The sequence below is a fragment of the Streptomyces sp. NPDC004609 genome (assembly GCF_042873655.1).
Classification (GTDB): Bacteria; Actinomycetota; Actinomycetes; order Streptomycetales; family Streptomycetaceae; genus Streptomyces.
Genome location: NZ_JBIALS010000022.1, coordinates 74536 through 95188, shown reverse-complemented (window position 1 = coordinate 95188; position 20653 = coordinate 74536). Strand labels below are relative to the sequence as shown.

General features: G+C 71.1%; 17 protein-coding genes and 1 riboswitch. Of the genes, 10 read left to right on the top strand and 7 right to left on the bottom strand.

The annotated features are described in order from the left end of the window. Positions 1-893 precede the first annotated feature (893 nt). Both ACFYT4_RS22085 and ACFYT4_RS22080 read left to right on the top strand, forming a co-directional pair. On the top strand, positions 894-2573 hold the full coding sequence (locus ACFYT4_RS22085; RefSeq protein WP_389271468.1) for a hypothetical protein: 1680 nt from the start codon (positions 894-896) through the stop codon (positions 2571-2573). Continuing rightward, positions 2563-4239 carry a hypothetical protein gene (locus ACFYT4_RS22080; protein ID WP_389271465.1) on the top strand — a complete coding sequence of 559 codons (1677 nt, stop codon included), beginning with the start codon at positions 2563-2565 and terminating at the stop codon, positions 4237-4239. Before ACFYT4_RS22085 ends, ACFYT4_RS22080 begins: the two co-directional genes overlap by 11 nt. Before the next feature lie 297 nt (positions 4240-4536). On the opposite strand, the gene groL is transcribed toward ACFYT4_RS22080, so the two are convergent. The 4 genes from groL to thrC all read right to left on the bottom strand — a co-directional run bounded on the left by groL (position 4537) and on the right by thrC (position 8949). After that, positions 4537-6159, bottom strand: coding sequence for a chaperonin GroEL (gene groL, locus ACFYT4_RS22075; protein WP_389271462.1), 1623 nt, complete (start codon positions 6157-6159; stop codon positions 4537-4539). Positions 6160-6687: 528 nt separating this feature from the next. Continuing rightward, positions 6688-6891: a cold-shock protein gene (locus ACFYT4_RS22070; RefSeq protein ID WP_005315736.1), complete on the bottom strand. Its 204-nt coding sequence runs from the start codon at positions 6889-6891 to the stop codon at positions 6688-6690. A 478-nt stretch (positions 6892-7369) separates the two neighbouring features. Further along, positions 7370-7645, bottom strand: a complete 276-nt coding sequence (locus ACFYT4_RS22065) for a MoaD/ThiS family protein (RefSeq protein ID WP_389271459.1) — start codon at positions 7643-7645, stop codon at positions 7370-7372. Between the two features lie 20 nt (positions 7646-7665). After that, positions 7666-8949 carry a threonine synthase gene (thrC, locus tag ACFYT4_RS22060; RefSeq protein ID WP_389271456.1) on the bottom strand — a complete coding sequence of 428 codons (1284 nt, stop codon included), beginning with the start codon at positions 8947-8949 and terminating at the stop codon, positions 7666-7668. Positions 8950-8966: 17 nt separating this feature from the next. After that, a riboswitch (SAM riboswitch) is annotated at positions 8967-9131 on the bottom strand. A gap of 160 nt (positions 9132-9291) precedes the next feature. Here thrC and ACFYT4_RS22055 point away from each other — a divergent pair. The 5 genes from ACFYT4_RS22055 (at position 9292) to ACFYT4_RS22035 (ending at position 13677) form a co-directional block, all read left to right on the top strand. Then, positions 9292-10236, top strand: a complete 945-nt coding sequence (locus tag ACFYT4_RS22055) for a glucosyl-3-phosphoglycerate synthase (RefSeq protein ID WP_389271632.1) — start codon at positions 9292-9294, stop codon at positions 10234-10236. Positions 10237-10274: 38 nt separating this feature from the next. Beyond that, positions 10275-10529 carry a hypothetical protein gene (locus ACFYT4_RS22050; RefSeq protein WP_389271454.1) on the top strand — a complete coding sequence of 85 codons (255 nt, stop codon included), beginning with the start codon at positions 10275-10277 and terminating at the stop codon, positions 10527-10529. Between the two features lie 92 nt (positions 10530-10621). Then, positions 10622-12028 (top strand): trehalose-6-phosphate synthase, encoded by a 1407-nt coding sequence (locus tag ACFYT4_RS22045; RefSeq protein ID WP_389271451.1) that lies wholly within the window; start codon positions 10622-10624, stop codon positions 12026-12028. Between the two features lie 235 nt (positions 12029-12263). Next, positions 12264-12785: a SigE family RNA polymerase sigma factor gene (locus ACFYT4_RS22040; RefSeq protein WP_389271448.1), complete on the top strand. Its 522-nt coding sequence runs from the start codon at positions 12264-12266 to the stop codon at positions 12783-12785. 148 nt (positions 12786-12933) lie between these two features. Then, complete coding sequence (locus ACFYT4_RS22035; RefSeq protein WP_389271445.1) at positions 12934-13677, top strand: hypothetical protein; 744 nt, start codon at positions 12934-12936, stop codon at positions 13675-13677. A gap of 51 nt (positions 13678-13728) precedes the next feature. Here the strand turns inward: ACFYT4_RS22035 and otsB are convergent, their stop codons facing one another. The 3 genes from otsB to ACFYT4_RS22020 form a co-directional block, all read right to left on the bottom strand. Next, a complete protein-coding gene (otsB, locus tag ACFYT4_RS22030) occupies positions 13729-14604 on the bottom strand; it encodes a trehalose-phosphatase (protein WP_389271442.1) in 876 nt (291 codons plus the stop codon). Positions 14605-14614: 10 nt separating this feature from the next. Further along, positions 14615-15061 (bottom strand): DUF3263 domain-containing protein, encoded by a 447-nt coding sequence (locus ACFYT4_RS22025; RefSeq protein WP_389271439.1) that lies wholly within the window; start codon positions 15059-15061, stop codon positions 14615-14617. Positions 15062-15367: 306 nt separating this feature from the next. After that, positions 15368-16594 carry an extracellular solute-binding protein gene (locus tag ACFYT4_RS22020; RefSeq protein ID WP_389271629.1) on the bottom strand — a complete coding sequence of 409 codons (1227 nt, stop codon included), beginning with the start codon at positions 16592-16594 and terminating at the stop codon, positions 15368-15370. A 345-nt stretch (positions 16595-16939) separates the two neighbouring features. On the opposite strand from ACFYT4_RS22020, the gene ACFYT4_RS22015 reads away from it, so the two are divergent. From ACFYT4_RS22015 to nagA, 3 genes are all read left to right on the top strand, one after another. Then, positions 16940-17833 (top strand): SIS domain-containing protein, encoded by an 894-nt coding sequence (locus tag ACFYT4_RS22015; protein ID WP_389271436.1) that lies wholly within the window; start codon positions 16940-16942, stop codon positions 17831-17833. A 559-nt stretch (positions 17834-18392) separates the two neighbouring features. Beyond that, positions 18393-19331, top strand: a complete 939-nt coding sequence (locus tag ACFYT4_RS22010; RefSeq protein ID WP_389271433.1) for an ROK family protein — start codon at positions 18393-18395, stop codon at positions 19329-19331. Next, positions 19331-20506, top strand: a complete 1176-nt coding sequence (gene nagA, locus ACFYT4_RS22005; RefSeq protein WP_389271430.1) for an N-acetylglucosamine-6-phosphate deacetylase — start codon at positions 19331-19333, stop codon at positions 20504-20506. Before ACFYT4_RS22010 ends, nagA begins: the two co-directional genes overlap by 1 nt. The last annotated feature ends 147 nt before the right edge of the window (positions 20507-20653 follow it).

Genomic DNA, 20653 nt, shown 5'->3' with positions numbered 1-20653 from the left:
GGCGCCGGTAGTCAGTGGCACTCTCACGGTGGCGCATTCAAAGAACACCGGTGTTCCGGGGCCGCGTCTCTCCCGGGCCGTCGTCCGCCGTGTGTACGGAGCCAGGGCGCGCGCACCGGGACCCGAGACGGCGGTGGCGGGGCTCGGAGAGACAGCGGTGGCCGGTATCGTCCCGGCGGCCGGGGAAGCGGTCGCCGAGGCATGGGCGGTCGCCGGGGACGCTGCGGCGAGCACGGGAGCCTGCGTGGTCACCGGACTCACCGCCAGCAGTGGCGCGAATCGTCGTACCCGCGCAGAGTCGGTCCTTCCGTGCGGCGTTCGGGCTGGGCACACCGCCTCTGCCGTGCCGTACGGGACCGACGAATCCCTCGGTGATACAGGCTTTTGCCCGACTCGGGTCGCTCCCGCGAGGGGCACGGCGGACGCCAACTGCTCCCGGCGGAGCAGCGGTTTCCGGCCGCCTCTCGGGATCAACGGGGTCACGGACCGGCCCACCCCGGCGGTCCGTGACCGCCGGCGGGACAGCGCCCACGCTCCCCGGCATGACCTCTGAGGTAATCGCCCTGATGGTGTGTTGCGGACAGAATCTGCGACGGAACCGGTTGCAGGCACCAACCACTCCCGCCCCGCGTGCATTCGAAGGGAACCCGGAGTTCGCCGTGCCCACAGCCGCCCGCGCCGCTTCCGGCGGCCGCCGCCCCTGACCCCGTGAGCCTCCGAAGGAGAAATGCACGTGCCGAAAACGGTCACACGCTAGATATTCCTGCATCCGTCACGTAGAACACTTGCAGCACACCTCTATCGTGGTGTGATCAGCGATCCGCACTCTTGCACGATCGCCCGCGGCCCGCCATGTCATGGCGCGCCGCCCTTGATGACCTGTGGGGGGTCCCTTGACGCGTTCAGCGCGCAGACTGCCGTATGCCTTGGTGCGTACGGCGGCCGTATTCGTCCTCTCGACGGGGGTAGCCGTACCCGCCGTCGTCATGGCACCGAACGCCTTCGCGGCGACGACGGTGTCCCATGTCGTCACCAACGACCGAGGGCAGCTCGTCATCGGGCTGCCGTACAACGCCTACTGGGTGAAGGTGGACGTCCTCGCCTCCTCGGAGCCGGGCGCGGCCGTACTGGCGAGCACCGACCAGATGGTCCAGGTGGGGTACTCGAACACCAGCAACCCCGCCGGGTGGGCGACCGAACGGCCCATCAGGCTCCCCGAGGGAACGCCGTACGGCAACTACCCGGTGAGCATCTCGTACCACATACCCAACGAGACGGCCCAGGAACGGAAGTTCGGGACGTTCACCTACAAGCAGCACACCGGAGTCTCCTCTCTCGCGTACGACCGCGCGACCACGGACTTCGACAACCGCACGGTCGTCGCGTCCGGCAAGGCGACGACGTTCGACCCGGCCACCGGCGTCAGCGCACCGGCTCGCGAGGGCACCGAGGTCAAGGTGACGCTGAGCCTTGACGGCCGCAAGAATCCTTCGTCCAAGGTGGAGACCGCGGTCGTGGGCGCGGACGGCACCTTCTCGCTGCCGCTCACCCCGGACGCGCGGATCACCAACAGCAAGGCCCAGGTCGTCGAGAGCGCCGACACCGACCCGCGGCACGAAGTCTGGTTCCCCAGCTCGGTGGGGGTGGAGACCACGACGGTCCGGATCTCCGCGAACACGGACAAGTACCGCGTGCACAAGGGCGCGCCCTTCAAGGTGGCAGGAAAGGTCGAGCGGCTCACCAACGACGGCTGGCAGCCCTTCGCGGGCGCGCCGCTCGTGTCCTCGATGAAGTCGCCCGTCCACTGGGACTACTTCACCGGCGGCACGGTCGGCACCGGCACGGCGGCGGCCGACGGCACCTTCGCCTACACGGCCAACGCCACCGTCCCCGGCACGGTCCACACATCCGTGGAGCAGTCCGACTACGTGACCACGGCTCACGACACCGAAGTCATCGCCGTCCCCGCCGCGTTCTCGTACACGAACGTCAAGTACAACCTCGACGAGTTCGGCACGATCTCGGTGTCCGGGCAGATCAAGGGCGCGACCTGCGAAGGCGAGAAGGTCCACCTCCAGTACTCGCCCGACGGCGTCAAGTGGAAGAGCATGGTCGTCGGGACCGCGCACTACTCCGGCGCCGACACCTGCTCGTTCAACGCCAATGCGCAGGGCTTCGTCGCGATGTACTACCGCGTCTACCACCCGGAGTCGAACGGGCTGGTCGCGCTGGCCTCCAAGGCCTCCTTCCAGTACCGGTACGTGACCCGGTTCGCGTCCGCGACGTACTCGTCCACGCGCCCGAAGGTGAACAGCACGATCACCGCGTCCGGTTCGCTTCAGCGGTATGTGAACGGCAAGTGGCGCGCCTTCCCGAACCCGAAGCTGATGGTCCTGTTCAAGCCCAAGGGCGACCCCCAGTGGTACTGGGTCGCCAAGGGCAGGGCCAACAGCAACGGCGTGTACTCCATCAAGGCGAAGGTCTACGGGGACGGCCACTGGGCCGTGATCACCGAGCCGACTCCGGGGCACTTCTACACCGAGACGAAGGCGACCTACATCGATGCGCGCTGACACCATCAACCGCAGGCGCGTCAGGCTCTCGGTCGTCGCGTCCGCCGCCGCTCTCGCCCTGGCCGCGACCGCCGCTCCCGCCGTCGCGTCGGATCCGCCGATCCCGAGGATCGGGGCGGCGACCACCGACAGCGAGCGCGGTACGTTCACCGTGGGCGTGCTGCCCAGCATGGGCGTCGGGATCGAGTCCGTGTCGGCGAAGATCCGCTCGGACGCCACGACCGTGGTCGCCGAGGTGCCCGAGCTCACCGAGACGGCCACGGACTCGGGCTACTACGGCTTCCCGATGGGGGCCGACCCGCTCAAACTGGTCGAGGACAACGGCACCATGCCCGCCCTCGGGAAGTACGCGATCGATATCACGGTCACCGACGCCTTCGGCAGGACGACCACGCGGCAGGACGCGGGCACGCTGAACTTCACCCTGGAACCGGCGATCACCGGCCTCACGTTCGGCACACCGACGTGGGACGACCCCAACGCCCGGGCACAGGGCAACCTGGTGGGGATCCAGCCCGGTTCCGGAGATCTCGTCCCGCTGCCCGGCCCCGGCCGGGAGGTCGAGATCACCCGGCTGTCACCGCACGACGTCCGTACCGCGAGCGTCGACGAGCAGGGCCGGTTCGCCGCGGTCATCCCGCTGACCCCGCAGACGTACGGCTTCGACGTCAGGTACTCCGAGGACAGCGAGACGGTCGACGGAAGCGTCCTCCAGAACGGTAGTCCCAAGCAGGTCACGACCCGCGCGATCACGCTGACCGGAAGCGCCGACAAGTCCCGGGTCATGCCCGGCGAGAAGGTGACGCTCAGCGGCCGGGCCCTGTACGGCGACACACCGGCCGCGAACACCGAGGTGAAGGTCGGCTTCACCCGGAACGGCTCTCCCCACTACGTCGGGCAGAAGACCGTGACCACCGACGCGGACGGGCGCTACACCGCCGTGGTCCCGGGCGTGTCCTCCATGGGATACGACGGCTGGGCCGTGGTGCCGGCCAACCCGTTCGTCATCGGCGAGGCCACGGGTCCGCTGGTGATCCCCAACGAGGTCTCGCTGCGGACGAGCGTGTCCATGGGCAGCGACGGGTACGTCACGGCGAACGGGTCGCTCCGCGGCACGTTCCGGACCGACCACTGGGACACCGTGCCGTACGGCCATCAGCGGGTGCAGCTCCAGCACTCGGCCGACGGCAAGGCGTGGAAGGCCGTGAAGACCGGCGAAGTCGAGGTCGGCAGAGGCTCGTGGACGCCCTTCCAGCTGAGGCTCAAGGGCCTCAACGGCCACTACCGGGTGGTCGCCCTCGCAGATGACAAGTTCGCGGACGAGACCGGCCCCGTGACCAAGCTGTCGCGTACCGCGACCCTGGTCAGCGGTGTCAACGCGGTTCCGGAGCCGATCCGCAAGGGCGCGGTGATCACCGTCACCGGCACGCTGAGCGAGAAGGCCGGATCTTCCTACCGGGCCATGCCGAAGCAGCGCGTGGCCCTGGTGGTCAAGTGGAAGAACAGCAGCAAGTGGTCGGTCGCCGCCTGGGGCACGACGGACTCCAAGGGCCGTGTCTCGCTGAGGGCGAAGCCTTCCATGGACGGCACCTGGTCGATCCGGTACACCGGTGACGCCACCCACTTCGACTCGCTCGGAGCGGGCGACTTCGTCGATGTGCGCTGACTGATCCGGCCGGGACCCGCGGCCACGGCACGGGTCCCGGCCGCGGTTCCGGCCGTGGCCGGGACCCGCCGTGTTCTCGGCTGCTGGCTGGCGCCAGGTCCCGGTCACACCGTGGCCACGGCCACCGACAGTCCTGCCGTGGCCGCTGACTCGCCGTGATCCCGGCTGCGGTCGCGGTCCCGGTCCCGTCGTGGAAACGGCCGCGGCCGTACGCCGAAGGGCGGCACCCCCTGGGAGTGGGGGTGCCGCCCTTCGTACGTACTCCGTGTCACGCCATGGTCCGCTGATCCGGAAGGATCAGAAGTCCATGTCACCGCCCGGCATGCCGCCCGGGGCGGCCGCGGAGGCCTTCTCCGGCTTGTCGGCGATGACGGCCTCGGTGGTGAGGAACAGCGCGGCGATCGACGCGGCGTTCTGCAGTGCCGAGCGGGTCACCTTCGCCGGGTCGAGGATGCCCTCGGCGATCATGTCCACGTACTCGCCGGTCGCGGCGTTGAGGCCGTGACCCGGGGTGAGGTTGCGGACCTTCTCGACGACGACGCCGCCCTCAAGACCGCCGTTGACCGCGATCTGCTTGAGCGGGGCCTCCAGCGCGAGCTTGACGGCGTTGGCACCGGTGGCCTCGTCGCCCTCCAGCTCCAGCTTCTCGAAGACGGAGGAAGCCTGCAGCAGGGCGACGCCACCGCCGGCGACGATGCCCTCCTCGACGGCCGCCTTCGCGTTGCGAACGGCGTCCTCGATGCGGTGCTTGCGCTCCTTGAGCTCGACCTCGGTCGCGGCACCGGCCTTGATGACGGCGACGCCGCCGGCCAGCTTCGCGAGGCGCTCCTGGAGCTTCTCACGGTCGTAGTCCGAGTCGGAGTTCTCGATCTCGGCGCGGATCTGGCTGACCCGGCCGGCGACCTGGTCGCTGTCCCCGGCACCGTCGACGATGGTGGTCTCGTCCTTGGTGATGACGACCTTGCGGGCGCGGCCGAGCAGGTCCAGGCCCGCGTTCTCCAGCTTGAGGCCGACCTCTTCGGAGATGACCGTGCCGCCGGTGAGGATGGCGATGTCGTTCAGCATCGCCTTGCGGCGGTCACCGAAGCCCGGGGCCTTGACGGCGACGGACTTGAAGGTGCCGCGGATCTTGTTGACGATCAGCGTGGACAGGGCCTCGGCCTCGACGTCCTCGGCGATGATCAGCAGCGGCTTGCCCGACTGCATGACCTTCTCCAGCAGCGGGAGCAGGTCCTTGACCGAGGAGATCTTGGAGTTGACGACGAGGATGTACGGGTCGTCGAGCGACGCCTCCATGCGCTCCATGTCGGTCGCGAAGTACGCCGAGATGTAGCCCTTGTCGAAGCGCATGCCCTCCGTCAGTTCGAGCTCCAGACCGAAGGTCTGGGACTCCTCGACGGTGATGACGCCTTCCTTGCCGACCTTGTCCATGGCCTCGGCGATCAGCTCGCCGATCTGGATGTCGCCGGCGGAGATGGAGGCGGTGGAGGCGATCTGCTCCTTGGTCTCCACGTCCTTGGCCTGCTCCAGCAGGGCGCCCGAGACGGCCTCGACGGCCTTCTCGATGCCGCGCTTCAGGGCCATGGGGTTGGCGCCGGCCGCGACGTTGCGCAGGCCCTCGCGGACGAGCGCCTGGGCGAGGACGGTCGCGGTGGTCGTACCGTCACCGGCGACGTCGTCCGTCTTCTTGGCGACCTCCTTGACCAGCTCGGCGCCGATCTTCTCGTACGGGTCCTCGAGCTCGATCTCCTTGGCGATGGACACACCATCGTTGGTGATCGTGGGGGCGCCCCACTTCTTCTCGAGGACGACGTTACGGCCCTTGGGGCCAAGGGTGACCTTGACGGCGTCGGCGAGCTGGTTCATCCCGCGCTCGAGACCGCGCCGTGCCTCCTCGTCGAACGCGATGATCTTTGCCATGTGAAGTGTCCTCCACGGACTGGGTGGGAAGCTCAAGGGACCGCGCTGGCGCCCGCGACGGACGGCCTGCCGCGCCGGGTGGCTCCTTGCGCCACGGCGGCGGGCGGGCCTCACCGACCCGGTCCTTAGTAGCACTCTCACTCGGAGAGTGCTAACGCCAATGATTAGCACTCGGCACCTGTGAGTGCAAGCGGCTGAGGTGACGCGGCCCCCCGCCTCCCCCTCCCGGGCCCACGTCCCCGGGGCTCCGCTCCCCGGACGCCGGAGAGGCCGTCCCCGCCCGGGAGGACGCACGGGAGGACGGCAGGGCGCGCGGGAGGAGCCGTGCGCCCATGACGCTCAGAGGGTTCCGGCACGGAGGGGCCGTACCCGCGCAGGGGGAGCCGTACCCGGTGCGGCCGTCACGCGGAAGACGCAGACGACGCAGACAGGGACGCGGGCGCACGCATGTGGGGTCCGCATCCCGGCCGGGATGCGGACCCCACATGCGTGAAGCGCGTCGGAAGCCGCGCGTCCGGGATCGGGACTTCAGACCGCGAGCTTGACCATGTCCGCCTGCGGGCCCTTCTGTCCCTGCGAGATCTCGAACTCGACTCGCTGACCCTCCTCCAGGGTGCGGTACCCGTCCATCTGGATGGCGCTGTAGTGGACGAAAACATCCGCACCACCGTCGACCGCGATGAAGCCGTAGCCCTTCTCCGCGTTGAACCACTTGACGGTGCCCTGAGCCATGCCTAACTCCCCTATTACTGGCCCTTGCACAGGACCGCACCTCGCGGACCCGGGTCATACCTCACGCCGGAACGCGTCGACCGCGGCTGAATGTATCTGCCCAACTGCCCTCTGCAACAGGTCAATCGGACGAGAATTCCTGGAACCTACGATCGGGTAATTGACCTGAATTCAAGAAATTCCGGGGCAAATCAGGCCGGACAAAGAGCACTTACGAGACATATCGATGGCGCACTTTGGCTGCTTCTTATCGCGGCCGGGCGCATTCTCGTGGGCGGGCGGCGCGTGCGGTGAAGGGGCGTTCCCCAACTGTAGCGCGCTCAACCATGCAGAATTGCCCCCTCCGGATCTCTCACGGAGGGGGCAATCGCAATGACCCTGCGTAAATAACTCTTCGTCAGCCGGGCCGCGCCGGGCGGGCTCGGCCGGGGCGGCGCGCAGGGGGACGGACCGGCGGAGCGGCCCGTCCCGCCGGGGCTCAGCCGCCGGCGACCGCGGGGATGATCGAGATCCCGGCGCCGTCGGGCGTCACGGTCTGCAGGCCCTGCTCGAAGCGGACGTCGTCGTCGTTCACGTACACGTTCACGAAGCGGCGCAGCTTGCCCTGGTCGTCCAGGACGCGCGCGGCGATACCGGTGTGGTTCTTCTCCAGGTCGGTGATGACCTCGGCGAGGGTGGCTCCCTCGGCGGCGACCTCGGCCTGGCCGCCGGTGTACGTGCGCAGGATGGTCGGGATGCGGACCTTGACGCTCATCTTCGGATCTCCCAGGGGTTTCAGTTGGCCAGGCCCGCGGCGCGGAACGCGTCCAGACTCGGGCGGATGGTCGCCGTGGGACCGGTGGTCGGTGCTACCGCGTCCAGGGTCTTGAGGCCGTCGCCGGTGTTGAGTACGACGGTGGTGAGGGCCGGGTCGAGGACACCCGCGTCCAGGAGCTTGCGGGTGACGCCCACGGTCACCCCGCCCGCGGTCTCCGCGAAGATGCCCTCGGTCCGCGCGAGCAGCTTGATCGCCTCGACGACCTGCTCGTCGTCGACGTCCTCGACCACACCGCCGGTGCGGCGGGCGATGTCCAGGACATAGGGGCCGTCCGCGGGGTTGCCGATGGCCAGCGACTTCACGATGGTGTCGGGCTTGACCGGGCGTACGACGTCGTGGCCGGCCTTGAAGGCCGCGGAGACCGGGGAGCAGCCCTCGGCCTGGGCGCCGATGATCTTGTACGGGCGGTCCTCGACCAGCCCCAGCCCGATCAGCTCCCGCAGGCCCTTGTCGATCTTGGTGAGCTGGGAGCCGGAGGCGACGGGGACGACGATCTGGTCGGGGATGCGCCAGCCGAGCTGCTCGCAGATCTCGTACGCGAGGGTCTTGGAACCCTCGCCGTAGTACGGGCGGAGGTTGACGTTGACGAAGCCCCAGCCCTCGCCGAGGGGATCGCCGATCAGCTCGGAGCAGAAGCGGTTCACATCGTCGTAGGTGCCCTCGATGCCGACCAGCTCACCGCCGTAGACCGCGGCCATGACGACCTTGCCCTGCTCCAGGTCGTGCGGGATGAACACACAGGAGCGGAAGCCGGCGCGGGCCGCGGCGGCGCCGACGGCGCCCGCGAGATTGCCGGTGGAGGAGCAGGAGAGCGTGGTGAAGCCGAAGGCGCGGGCGGCCTCGACGGCGATGGCGACGACGCGGTCCTTGAAGGAGTGCGTCGGGTTGCCGGAGTCGTCCTTGATGTACAGACCGCCGGTGACACCCAGTTCGCGGGCGAGGTTGCCGGCCTTGACGAGCTTGGTGAAGCCGGGGTTGATGCCGGGCTTGTCCGCGACGTCGGCGGGGACGGGCAGCAGGGGCGCGTAACGCCAGATGTTCTCCGGGCCGGCCTCGATGCGCTTGCGCAGTCCCTCCGGGTCGCCCGCCGGCAGGTTGTAGGCGACTTCCAGAGGGCCGAAACAGGAGGCGCAGGCGAAGACCGGGCCGAGTTCGAAGCGCTCGCCGCATTCGCGGCACGAGAGGGCCGCTGCGGGTCCGAGATCGATGGAGGTCGTGCTGGTGACGGTCTGCACAGCCATGGAGGCGAGGCCCTTTCTCCTCATCTTCCTCATGGCGCATCTCGCCATGAGACGGATTTGGCACCTTCCCTAGCCGGGAGCCTCGCGGCGCTGACGCACCGAATGTGCTGTCGCGACGGAGACCGGCTGGAGGGTTGCCGGGGCTTCAACGGGCCGTTTCCCTCTGCCCCTCTGGATGAGCGGTATTCGATTATGGGTTTCGATTGTTGAACAGTTGAACGCCGGACCCCCGACATGCGACGGTCATGCGCGTTGTTCAAGACTGTAACCGAAGGTCCGGACGGTTGAGATAGTCGTCCGAACCGCGAGATGGATCACACAGAGGACCCCGGAGAGTCGAACGTGCTCGATGAAGTGGAGCGCTGGCTGGCGACGCGCTCGTGGTCGGCGGCCGACCGCCCGCCCGCCCGGCTGGCGGCCGCCAAGGCCGCGCGCGGCACGACCGTGAGCGTCGTGCTGCCCGCCCTCAACGAGGAGGCGACGGTCGGTGACATCGTCACCGTGATCCGCCGCGAGCTGATGGAGGCGGTGCCGCTCGTCGACGAGCTCGTGGTGATCGACTCGGGCTCCTCCGACCGTACGGGCGAGGTGGCCGCGGCGGCCGGGGCGCGGGTGGTGCACCGGGACGCGATCCTGCCCCGGATACCCGCCCTGCCCGGCAAGGGCGAGGTGCTGTGGCGCTCGCTGCTGGTGACCCGCGGTGACGTCGTCTGCTTCGTCGACGCGGATCTGCGGGACTTCTCCGCCGACTTCGTCTCGGGGACCATCGGACCGCTGCTGACCGATCCCGGGGTGCAGTTCGTCAAGGCGACCTACGACCGTCCGCTCGGCGATCTCAGCGGTCAGGGCGGCCGGGTGACCGAGCTGGTGGCCCGTCCGCTGCTGAATCTGCACTGGCCGCGGCTCGCCGGGTTCGTCCAGCCGCTCGGCGGCGAGTACGCGGCCCGGCGCTCACTGCTGGAGCGGCTGCCGTTCCCCGTCGGGTACGGCGTGGAGCTGGGGCTCCTCGTCGACGCGCTGCACACGGTGGGCCTCGACGCGCTCGCGCAGGTGGACGTCGGCTCGCGCAAGCACCGCCACCAGGACGGTCAGGCGCTGGGCAGGATGGCGGCGGCGATCTACCGGACCGCGCAACTGCGGCTCTCGCGCGGGCACTTGGTGCGGCCCGCCCTGACGCAGTTCGAGCGCGGCGAGGACGGCTTCATACCGAGGACGCACCCGGTGGACACGGAGGAGCGTCCGCCGATGCGCGAGATCGGTGAGTATGCGGCGCGTCGCGCCGCATAGCCGGGTAGATGCCCCATATGTGGCTAAATATCCTATGTATGCATCGTCAACGCCTCAGGGGTGCTTCGCGCCGCGCGCTGCGGCTCACCACCGTCCTCGGCACTCTCGCCCTCGTCGTCGCGGCCACCACCGCCGGTGCGCCGCCCGACGCGCTGCCCCCGGCTCTGGCCCCGGCCGGCGAGGGCCGCGGCACGGAGCGGCTGTGGCTGCTGGGCGGGCTCGGGTTCGCGCTGACCGCCGCCGGGCTCGTCGCCCTGGCGGCGGCACGCTCCCGGGTCGGCCGCCGCCGGTGAGGCACGCGGTCGGCGCAATGAGTGACCGACGGCACGCCGAGTGGCGCCGTACTCGCGTTTGAGGGGTTACGGGACGGGCTAGGTTTCGGCACATGGTCTCCGAGCCCCCCGCAGCCCCGGCCCGTGCCAGGGTCCTCGTCGCGTCGAACCGCGGCCCCGTCTCGTACACGCTCAACGACGACCACACCCTGGACGCCCGGCGCGGCGGCGGCGGACTGGTCTCCGGTCTCTCCGCCGTCGGCTCGGACGCCGACTCCCTGTGGGTGTGCTCCGCCCTCGGCGCGGGCGACCGCGAGGCCGTGCGGCGCGGGGTCGGCGAGCCGGGCGTGCTGATGCTCGACATCGACGAGGCCGTCCACACCGACGCGTACAACGGCATCGCGAACTCGGTGCTCTGGTTTGTCCACCACATGCTCTACCAGACACCTCTGGAGCCGGTCTTCGACGAGGAGTTCCGGCACCAGTGGCGCTCGTACGAGAGCTACAACCGGTCCTTCGCCCAGGCCCTGGCCGACCACGCGGAGGACGGCGCCGCCGTGCTGGTGCAGGACTACCATCTGGCGCTGGTGCCCGGGATGCTCCGGGAGCTGCGGCCCGATCTGCGGATCGGGCACTTCTCGCACACCCCCTGGGCGCCCGTCGACTACTTCCGCCTGCTGCCCGACGACATCGCCGAGCAACTGCTGCGCGGCCTCCTCGGCGCGGACCGCACCTGCTTCCTGACCCGGCGCTGGGCCGACGCGTTCACCGCGTGCTGTACGGAACTGCTGGGCCACGACGCCCTCAAGGGCACCCGGATCGGGGTGCACGGGCTCGGCGCGGACGCGGACTTCCTGCGCGAGCGCGCGCACCGGCCGGACGTGGAGGAGCGGATCGCCGCCCTGCGCGAGCAGATCGGCCCCGGCCGCCGGACGATCGTGCGCGTCGACCGCACCGAACTGTCGAAGAACATCGTGCGCGGGCTCCTCGCCTACCGCCTGCTGCTGCGGTCCCGGCCCGAGTGGCGCGAACAGGTGGTGCATGTCGCCTTCGCCTATCCCTCCCGCCAGGACCTGGCCGTCTACCGCGACTACACGGCCGAGGTCCAGCGCGTCGCCGACGAGATCAACGAGGAGTACGGCACGGCGGGCTGGACCCCCGTCGTCCTCCACGTCCGGGACGACTTCGCCCGCTCGCTCGCCGCGTACCGCCTCGCGGACGTGGCCCTCGTCAACCCGATCCGCGACGGCATGAACCTCGTCGCCAAGGAGATCCCGCTCGTCTCGGACCACGGCTGCGCGCTGGTGCTGTCGCGGGAGGCGGGCGCGTACGAGGAGCTCGGCGAGGACGCCGTCACGGTCAATCCGTTCGACGTGAGCGGCACCGCCGACGCCCTCCACGAGGCCCTGACCATGCCCGACGCGGAACGCTCGCGCCGGTGCCGCCGCCTGGCCGCCGCGGCGACCGCGCTGCCGCCCCAGCGCTGGTTCCTGGACCAGCTGGAGGCGCTGACCTCGTAGAACCGCGGTGACCTCGTGACCGCGGTGACCTCGTGACCACGGCGGGCTCCGTGGTCACACCCGCCCCGCCCCGGCGCCCGCCCATGACCGCGTCCGGGCCGTCCGGGCCGTCCCGCCCGGCGTCCGCGGTGGGTGCCGTCGTGGCCTTCCGCGTTCCCCGGAACCTCCCCGCACTCCCAGGTCCTCGATAAGGGGGAGACCGCCCATCCGAGGGCGGACGGGGAGTGGTCGGCGGATGAGAGACGGCAGGGATGAGGCGTTCACGGCGTTCATGGACGCGCGCTACCGCTCGCTGCTGCGCACGGCCACGCTGCTGACCGGTGGCGGCGCGAAGGCCGAGGACCTCACACAGGAGGCCCTGCTGCGGACCTATCGCGCCTGGCACCGGATCGGGCGGATCGAAGCCGCCGAGGCGTACACCCGGACCACGATGGTCCGGCTGCTGGTCAAGGACCGGCGCCGGCGCTGGCACGGCGAGATACCCGCCGAGCAGTTGCCGGAGATCCCGCTGCCCGGGTCGGAGGACCAGTTGGTGACCGGGGTCGCCGTCCGGGAGGTGCTGCGGGAGCTGCCCGCGGCCCAGCGGGCGGTGCTCGTCCTTCGCTACTACCACCAGCTCAGCGAGAAAGAGATCGCCGGTGTGCTCGGGTGCTCGCCCGGCACGGTCAAGAGCCGGGCCGCGCGGGGGCTGGCCGCCCTGCGGGACGCGGGTCTTGTTCTGCCGGCCACCCCCGAAAGGAGCGCAGCCCATGGCTGACCAGTGGTTTACGGAGTCACCCCGGGCTTCAGGGTCCCCCTGGCCTTCCGGATCCGCGCATCTCCCGGAGCACTCCGAGTGCTCCGGGCACCCCGCATCACATGACTCTCCCGGGTTCCGGGAGTCCGACGTAGAGGAGCAGGTACGGATGTTGTTCTCCCGCGCCGCCGAACCGACCGACATGCCCCCCGTGCCCGGCACGGACTTCACCGCCCGTGCCCGGCGCGGACTGATCCGCCGGCGGATGGCGGTGGTGGGCGGCACGGCCGCCGTACTCGCCTGTGCGGTGACCGTGCCCGCCCTGAGCGCCGACACCCCGAAGCCCGGCGAGACGACCGTGGCGACAGCGACGGACGGGTGTGTCGAGGACGCGGTCCGGAAGCTGAGGAAGGGTGAGAAAGACGGCTATCGGGCCGTGTACGGACTCCACGAGTACCAAGGGTCCGCGGCCTCGAAGAAGCACGGGAAGTCCTCGGTCATGTCGGTGTCCATCGAGGGCACGCTTTGGGGATCGAAAGAGGGCCTGCCCTCCCACTCCTCGGCCGGGAGCACGATGAAGGTGAACCCGGTAGCGAAGGACGGACGCTATGTGATGCTGTTGAATGTCGCCGATGACCGCAGGTTCAAGAAGGCCGGCAAGGGGTGGGACGGGAAGGAGTGGGACGGTCTACTGATCTCCGAGCCCCTCCTGCCGCTCAGCCAGGACAACCAGGTCACGCTGACCTGCGCCGACGGCAAAACGAAGACGGTCGACCTGGAAACACTGCGGGCCGCCGGCGCTTCCGAGGCCCCGGCCCCCTCCGCGGCCGAGAGCCGGAGCACCTCCGGCACCGAGGCCCCGGACGCCTCCGCAACCGAGAGCCGGAGCACCTCGGAGACCGAGAGTCCTTGACGCACCGGTTGGCACACGCATAGGGCCTGCGGATGTCCCCGCCGGGTGTGCCTACAGGTGGTCCGCCAGGGTCGCCAGGAAGTCCACGACGGCCGACGGGCCCGCCAGCAGCAGATCGGCGCGTTCCGCCAGTTCCGTGACCTCCGTGCTGCCGCTGCACACCAGGAGCCCGGGGATCCCGTCCGAGCGCAGCTTCTCCACGGCGGCGAAGGCGGGCAGATCGCCCAGATCGTCGCCCGCGTACAGCACGGCCCGCGCGTCCACTTCGCGTACGTACTCGGCGAGCGCGACGCCCTTGTCCATGCCGGGCGGGCGGAGTTCGAGGACCATGCGCCCCGGCTCCAGGACCAGGCCGTGGCGGGAGGCGAGCGTGGCGAGCGGCTCCCGCAGCGCCTCGAACGCGGCCCCCGGGTCGGACGCCCGGCGGGTGTGGACCGCGACCGCCTGGCCCTTCTCCTCGATCCAGGTGCCCTGCCAGGCTCCTATACGGTCGAGGAAACCGGGCAGTTCGGCGCGGACGGCGGCGACGCCCGGGTGCGGGGCGGGGGTGTTCACCGTGCCGGTGACCGCGTCCCAGCGCTCGGAGCCGTAGTGGCCGAGCACCACCAGATGGTCCAGGCCCCCGACCCCGGCGAAGCCGCCGTAGCGGACCGCGACCCCGGCCGGGCGTCCCGTGACGACGGCGACGGACGCGACCTTCGGCGCGAGGCGTGCGAGCGCGGGGACCGCGCCCTGGTGGGCGCGGGCCTGCTCGGGGTCCGGGACGATCTCGGCGAGGGTGCCGTCGAAGTCCAGCGCGGCCACGGCCCGGGAGGGCCGGGCCAGGATCGCGGCGAGGCCGTCCCGGCCCGCGGGGGTCGACGGAGTCGGGAGGGGACGCGCCTGCGGGGCGTCCGGGGGACGCGGGGAGTGCGGGGAGCTGCCCATGGTTCCGACCCTATCGGCGTGCGCGTTTCGCGTCTCTCACCCGGCGCAGCCTGTTGACGGTGACCGGGTCGTGGGCGAGGGCGCGCTCGTCGTCCAGGAGGGCGTTGAGGAGCTGGTAGTAGCGGACCGGGGAGATGCCGAGCTGCTCCCGTACGGCCCGCTCCTTGGCCCCGGGCCCGGGCCAGGAACGCCGCTCCATGGCCAGTACGCCCCGGTCCCGCTCGGAGAGGGCGCCGAGCCGACGCCCGGCGGGGCCGGGGGCTGCGGGTTCGGTGGACGCGGGCCCGGCGGTCGCTGCCTCGGCCGGCGCGGGGCCGGCGGGTTCCGGCTCCGTGGTCCCGGGGCCGGCGGTCGCGGGCTTCCCGGGCTCGGGGCCGGCGGCCCCGGTGGGCCCATCGGCCGGACCGGCGGGCTCGCCGCCCGGCGGGGCGGGCGCGGCGGGCTCCTCGTCGGTCATACGGCCACGATATCCGGGGCGGCCCGGGCGGAGGCAGGGCCCGGCGGAACAGCCCCGGCCGGGGCGGGGCGGGCGAACCACCGGGCACAACGGCCGACGGGGGACCGGGACCGCGCAGGACGGCGGCCCGCCGGGCGGGAAGCCGCCGGGTGCGGAAGCCGCCGCCGGGTGCACGGGAAACCGCCGGGTGCGGAAGCCGCCGCCGGGTGCACGGGAAACCGCCAGGCATACGGGCAGCCCCGCCAGGCGTACGGGGAGCCGCCGGGCCCCCGGACGCGGCCGGGGTGTCCCGGGGCGGACCAGGAGCTACTCGCTCGCCTCGGCCGCCGCGGCCCGCTGGGCGATGGCGCCCAGGACCTCCCGGGGATCGCTGCCGGGCGCGACCGCCTGGCCGATGCGCTGCTTGATGTCCTCGCTGACCGCCGCCCACGACGTCTTGCCGACGGGTGGCAGCAACGAGGTGGGGAGCGCCTCCAGGAACTCCCTGAGGTGCTGGTGCTCCGGGTCCTCCTTCATCGCCTCGGACGCCGAGATCGTCACCGGCAGCAGGGCGTTCTCCGCGGCGAAGTCGAGGACGTTCTTGTCGTCGAACAGGAAGTTCATGAACTTCCCGATCTCGGCGCGGTTGCCGTTCTGCTTGAAGCCCATGATCCAGTCGGCGACGCCCATCGCGGCCTTCGGCCTGCCGTTGCGGCCCGGCATGGGCACCTTGCCCAGTTCGATGCCCGCCTTCTCCGCGGTGTGCATCAGGGAGGGGTGGCCGTTGAGCATGCCGACCTCGCCCCGGGTGAACGCGGCGAACGCCTCCTTGCGGTTCAGCTTGCCGGGGGCGACGGGCCCGGTGAGCTTCTTCTCGACGAGGTTGGCCTTCAGCCACTCGAAGGTGTCGATGTTCGGCTCGGAGGCGATCACATAGCTGCCACCGGACTCCACATACCCCTCGGTGCCGTTGCCGAGCAGCCACATCATGGTCTCGGCCTGGGCCTCCTCGGGCCCGAGCGGCAGGGCGAAGGGGTACTCGACCTCCGTGTTCTCCTTCAGCTTCCGCGCGCTGTCGCGCAGTTCGGCCCACGTCTGGGGAGGCTTCGATATACCGGCGTCCTCGAACAGCTTCTTGTTGTAGAAGAGCAGCCGGGTGGAGGCGACGAACGGCAGCCCGTACTGGACGCGACGGTGCTCGCCCGCGTCGGTCAGCGGCGGAAGGAAGTTGGCCTGCACCGGGATGGAGAGGAGATCCTCGGCGGCGTAGAGCTTGCCGTCGGCGGCGTAGTCGGCGTACGCCCCGATCTGGGCGATGTCCGGGGCCTTGCCGGCCTTGACCATCTCCGCCACCTTGCGGTCCACGTCGTTCCAGGACTCGATCTGGACCTGGAGCTTCACACCGGGGTTCTGGGACTCGAACTCGCTCGCGATCCCGGCCCAGTAGTCCTTGCTGCTCTGTCCGCCGTCGACGTCGTAGTCGGCGGCGACCAGTCGGAGGGTGACCTCGGACGAGCCGCTGGACGATCCACAGCCCGCGAGCGTGGCCGTCATCCCCAGCGCGGCGGTGGCCGCGGTCACTCCCAGAAAGTGCCTGTGCACAGCTGTTCCCCACCCTTTGAGCCGGACAGCTTGACAGCTGGACAGCCGAATTTGTGCCGTGAAGGCCCCCGTGACGCCCCCGTGGCGCCCCTTTTTGCACCCAGGTGTCCCCCGGCGTCCCCCGACGCCGCCCGGAATGAGGAGCGATTTTTCCCCATCGTCCTTCAGAGGTCCATGCCAGGCGGTCTCGCTTGTGCAACGTCTTCATCACCGATGGTCACCATTGCCGGGGCACGGGGCTGGCTGCTAAGCACGTTCCGACACGAAGTGGTCTGCACGCGCGAGGAGCACCGCCGTATGTCCCGTACAGCAACGGAAATAGCGACCCAGCCCGCCTGCTGGCGGCGGGCGGCCGAGTCGGCCGCCGGATTCGACGGGCTGCCGCGGCCGGGCGAACGGGTGGCCGTCACGGGCTGCGGGACCTCGTGGTTCATGGCGATCGCCTACGCGGCGCTGCGCGAGGCGGCCGGGCAGGGCGAGACGGACGCGTTCGCGTCCTCGGAGTTCCCGGTGGGGCGTACGTACGACCGCGTGGTCGCCGTCACCCGCTCCGGTACGACGACGGAGGTGCTGGAGCTGCTGGCCCGGCTCCGGGGCACGGTGAGGACCGTCGCGCTGACGGCGGACGCCGGGACGCCGGTCGTGGACGTGGCCGACGAGGTCGCCGTCCTGGACTGGGCGGACGAGGAGTCGGTCGTGCAGACCCGGTTCGCCACGACCGCGCTGGCGTTCCTGCGGGCGGGGCTCGGGGACGTGCCCGGCGTGAAGTCCGTCGCCGACGCGGCGGTGGACGCGGAGCTGGCGGTGACGGAGCCGCTGCCGGACGCCGTACTGGCGGCGGAGCAGTGGACGTTCCTGGGCCGGGGCTGGACCTACGGGCTGGCCCTGGAGGCGGGGCTGAAGATGCGGGAGGCGGCGGGCGCCTGGACGGAGGCGTACCCGGCGATGGAGTACCGCCACGGTCCGGTCTCCATCACCGCGCCGGGGCGGGTCGCCTGGGTCTTCGGCGCGCTGCCGGAGGGGCTGGCGGCGGACGTCTCCGCGGCGGGCGGGACGCTGGTCGCGCATGTGGCCGCGGATCCTCTGGCGGATCTGATCCGGGCGCAGCGGCTCGCCGTGGCCCTGGCGGAGTCGCGCGGCTTCGACCCGGACCACCCCCGCAATCTCTCCCGGAGCGTGATCCTGCCCTGAGCACCTGAGCACCTGAGCACCCGGGGCTCCGCCCGAGCGGCCCGCGCCCGTGCCAGCCCGAGCCGCCGCCCGAGTTCCGTGTGCCCGCGCCCCGGCCCGAGGCTCCCTCGCCGGACCCTCGGCCCCACCGGGAGCACGCCCCGGGAACGGCGCCCCAGGCCAGGGCCCGGGGTCATCGCCCGCGCCCGGCCCGGGTCCCGCCTCCGCGTCGCTCCCCGAGCCGCCCGCGCCCCGGCCGACGCGCCCCGCGCCCGGCCTCCCTCAGCCCTGCCCGCCCCTTCGCCGGAGCCCTGCGCGCGCCTGGCCCGATCTCGTATCCACGCCCTGGCCCGATCCCGTACCCGTGGCTCGAACGGCCTTCGGAGCGGGCCCCTCCGCCCACCCGCGCGAGCAAACCACTCACACTCCCGGATCGGGTCCAAACGGGTCGAGTCGCAGGCATCCGCACCCCAAATCGCGGCAAACAATCCCAAAAAAAGCCACCGGAATTTGTATGGCCACGCAACAATCCGGTGTAGTGGACTAGACCTTTCGGGTGCTCACCCGCCAGACTGTGCGCGTGAGACACGTCATCGCCCTCGATGTGGGCGGCACCGGCATGAAAGCCGCCCTCGTCGGGGTGGACGGGACGCTCCTCCATGAGGATCGGCGCGCCACAGGGCGGGAGCGGGGGGCCGATGCCGTCGTGCAGTCGATCCTCGACTTCGCGGAGGACCTCCGTTCCTACGGGGTCGACCACTTCGGCCAGAGCGCCCTCGCCGCGGGCGTGGCCGTGCCCGGCATCGTCGACTCCGACCTCGGGATCGCCGTCTACGCCGCCAACCTCGGCTGGCGCGACGTCCCGATGCGCAACCTCCTCAGCCGCCGGCTGCGCGGCATCCCCGTCGCCCTCGGGCACGACGTCCGTACGGGCGGCCTCGCCGAGGGGCGTATCGGCGCGGGAAGGGGCGCCGACCGGTTCCTGTTCGTGCCGCTCGGCACCGGTATCGCGGGAGCCATCGGCATCGACGGCGCCATCGAGTCCGGCGCGCACGGCTACGCCGGCGAGATCGGCCATGTGGTCGTACGCCCCGACGGCCCCGACTGCGGCTGCGGCCAGCGGGGCTGTCTGGAGACCCTGGCCTCCGCCTCCGCCGTCACCCGCGCCTGGGCCCAGGCCAGCGGCGACCGGTACGCGGACGCCGCCGACTGCGCCAAGGCCGTCGAGGACGGTGACCCCCGGGCGATCGCCGTCTGGCAGGACGCCGTCGACGCCCTCGCCGCCGGGCTCGTCACCGCCCTCACCCTCCTGGACCCCCGCGCCCTGATCATCGGTGGCGGTCTCGCGGAGGCGGGGGAAACCTTGTTCACACCGCTCCGGGCCGCGGTCGAGGAGCGCGTCACGTTCCAGAAACTCCCCGCCATCGTCCCGGCCGCCCTCGGGGACACCGCCGGCTGCCTGGGCGCCGGGCTGCTCGCCTGGGATCTGATCGCCACCGACTCGGAGGTAACCGTCTAATGGCCGCCAGCGCCGCACTGGCCGACAGCGCCGCACGCGCCGACTGCACGATCCTCACCGGAGCCCGGGTGGTACTGCCGACCGGGACCGTCCGCAACGGACGGCTGATCGTCGACGGGACGAAGTTCGCCGGGACCGCCCCCGACGACACGCCCGCCCGCGACCTGTCCGGCCACTGGATCGTCCCCGGCTTCGTCGACATCCACAACCACGGCGGGGGCGGGGCGTCCTTCACCGGCGGCACCGCCGAGGACGTGCTCCGGGGCGTACGGACCCACCGCGAGCACGGTACGACCACGATCGTCGCCTCCCTGGTGACCGCCGAGACGGACTTCCTCGCGCACCGGGCCGGGGCGCTCTCGGAGATCGTCGAGCAGGGCGACCTGGCGGGCATCCACTTCGAGGGCCCGTTCATCTCCCCCTGCCGCAAGGGAGCGCACAGCGAGGAACTGCTGCGCCACCCCGACCCGTCGGAGGTCCGCAAGCTGATCGACGCGGCGCGCGGCACCGCGAAGATGATGACGCTCGCGGCCGAGCTGCCCGGCGGCATCGACTCCGTACGGCTGCTCGCCGAGCACGGTGTGATCGCCGCGATCGGGCACACGGACGCCACGTACGAGCAGACCGCCGAGGCGATCGAGGCGGGCGCGACCGTGGCCACGCACCTGTTCAACGCGATGCCCCCGCTCGGGCACCGCGCACCCGGCCCGATCGCCGCGCTGCTGGAGGACGAGCGGGTCACCGTCGAGCTGATCAACGACGGCACCCATCTGCACCCCGCCGCCCTCGAACTCGCCTTCCACCGCGCGGGCGCGGGCCGCGTCGCCTTCATCACGGACGCGATGGACGCGGCGGGCTTCGGCGACGGTCACTACCAGCTCGGCCCGCTCGCCGTCGACGTCACCAACGGCGTCGCCCGGCTGGTCGAGGGCGGCTCGATCGCCGGCTCCACGCTCACCCTGGACACGGCGTTCCGGCGCGCGGCCACCGTGGACCGCATCCCCGTGGAGGACATCGTCCAGGCGATCTCGGTGAACCCGGCGAAGCTGCTCGGCGTCTGGGACCGGGTCGGCTCGCTGGAGCCGGGCAAGAACGCGGATCTGGTGGTCCTGGACGAGGAGTTCCAGCTCAAGGGCGTCATGCGCCAGGGTGCGTGGGTGGTGGACCCCTCATAGGGTGATTCCTGCACAGAACACGGCACGGCGGTTGGCCCGGGGTCTGGGCCAACCGCCGTGTGTTTGGCATGATCAGGACCGAAGGCACACTGTCGTACGAACCGTTCGTACGACGGGTCCGTACGGGTGGCCGGACGCGGCGGCCGG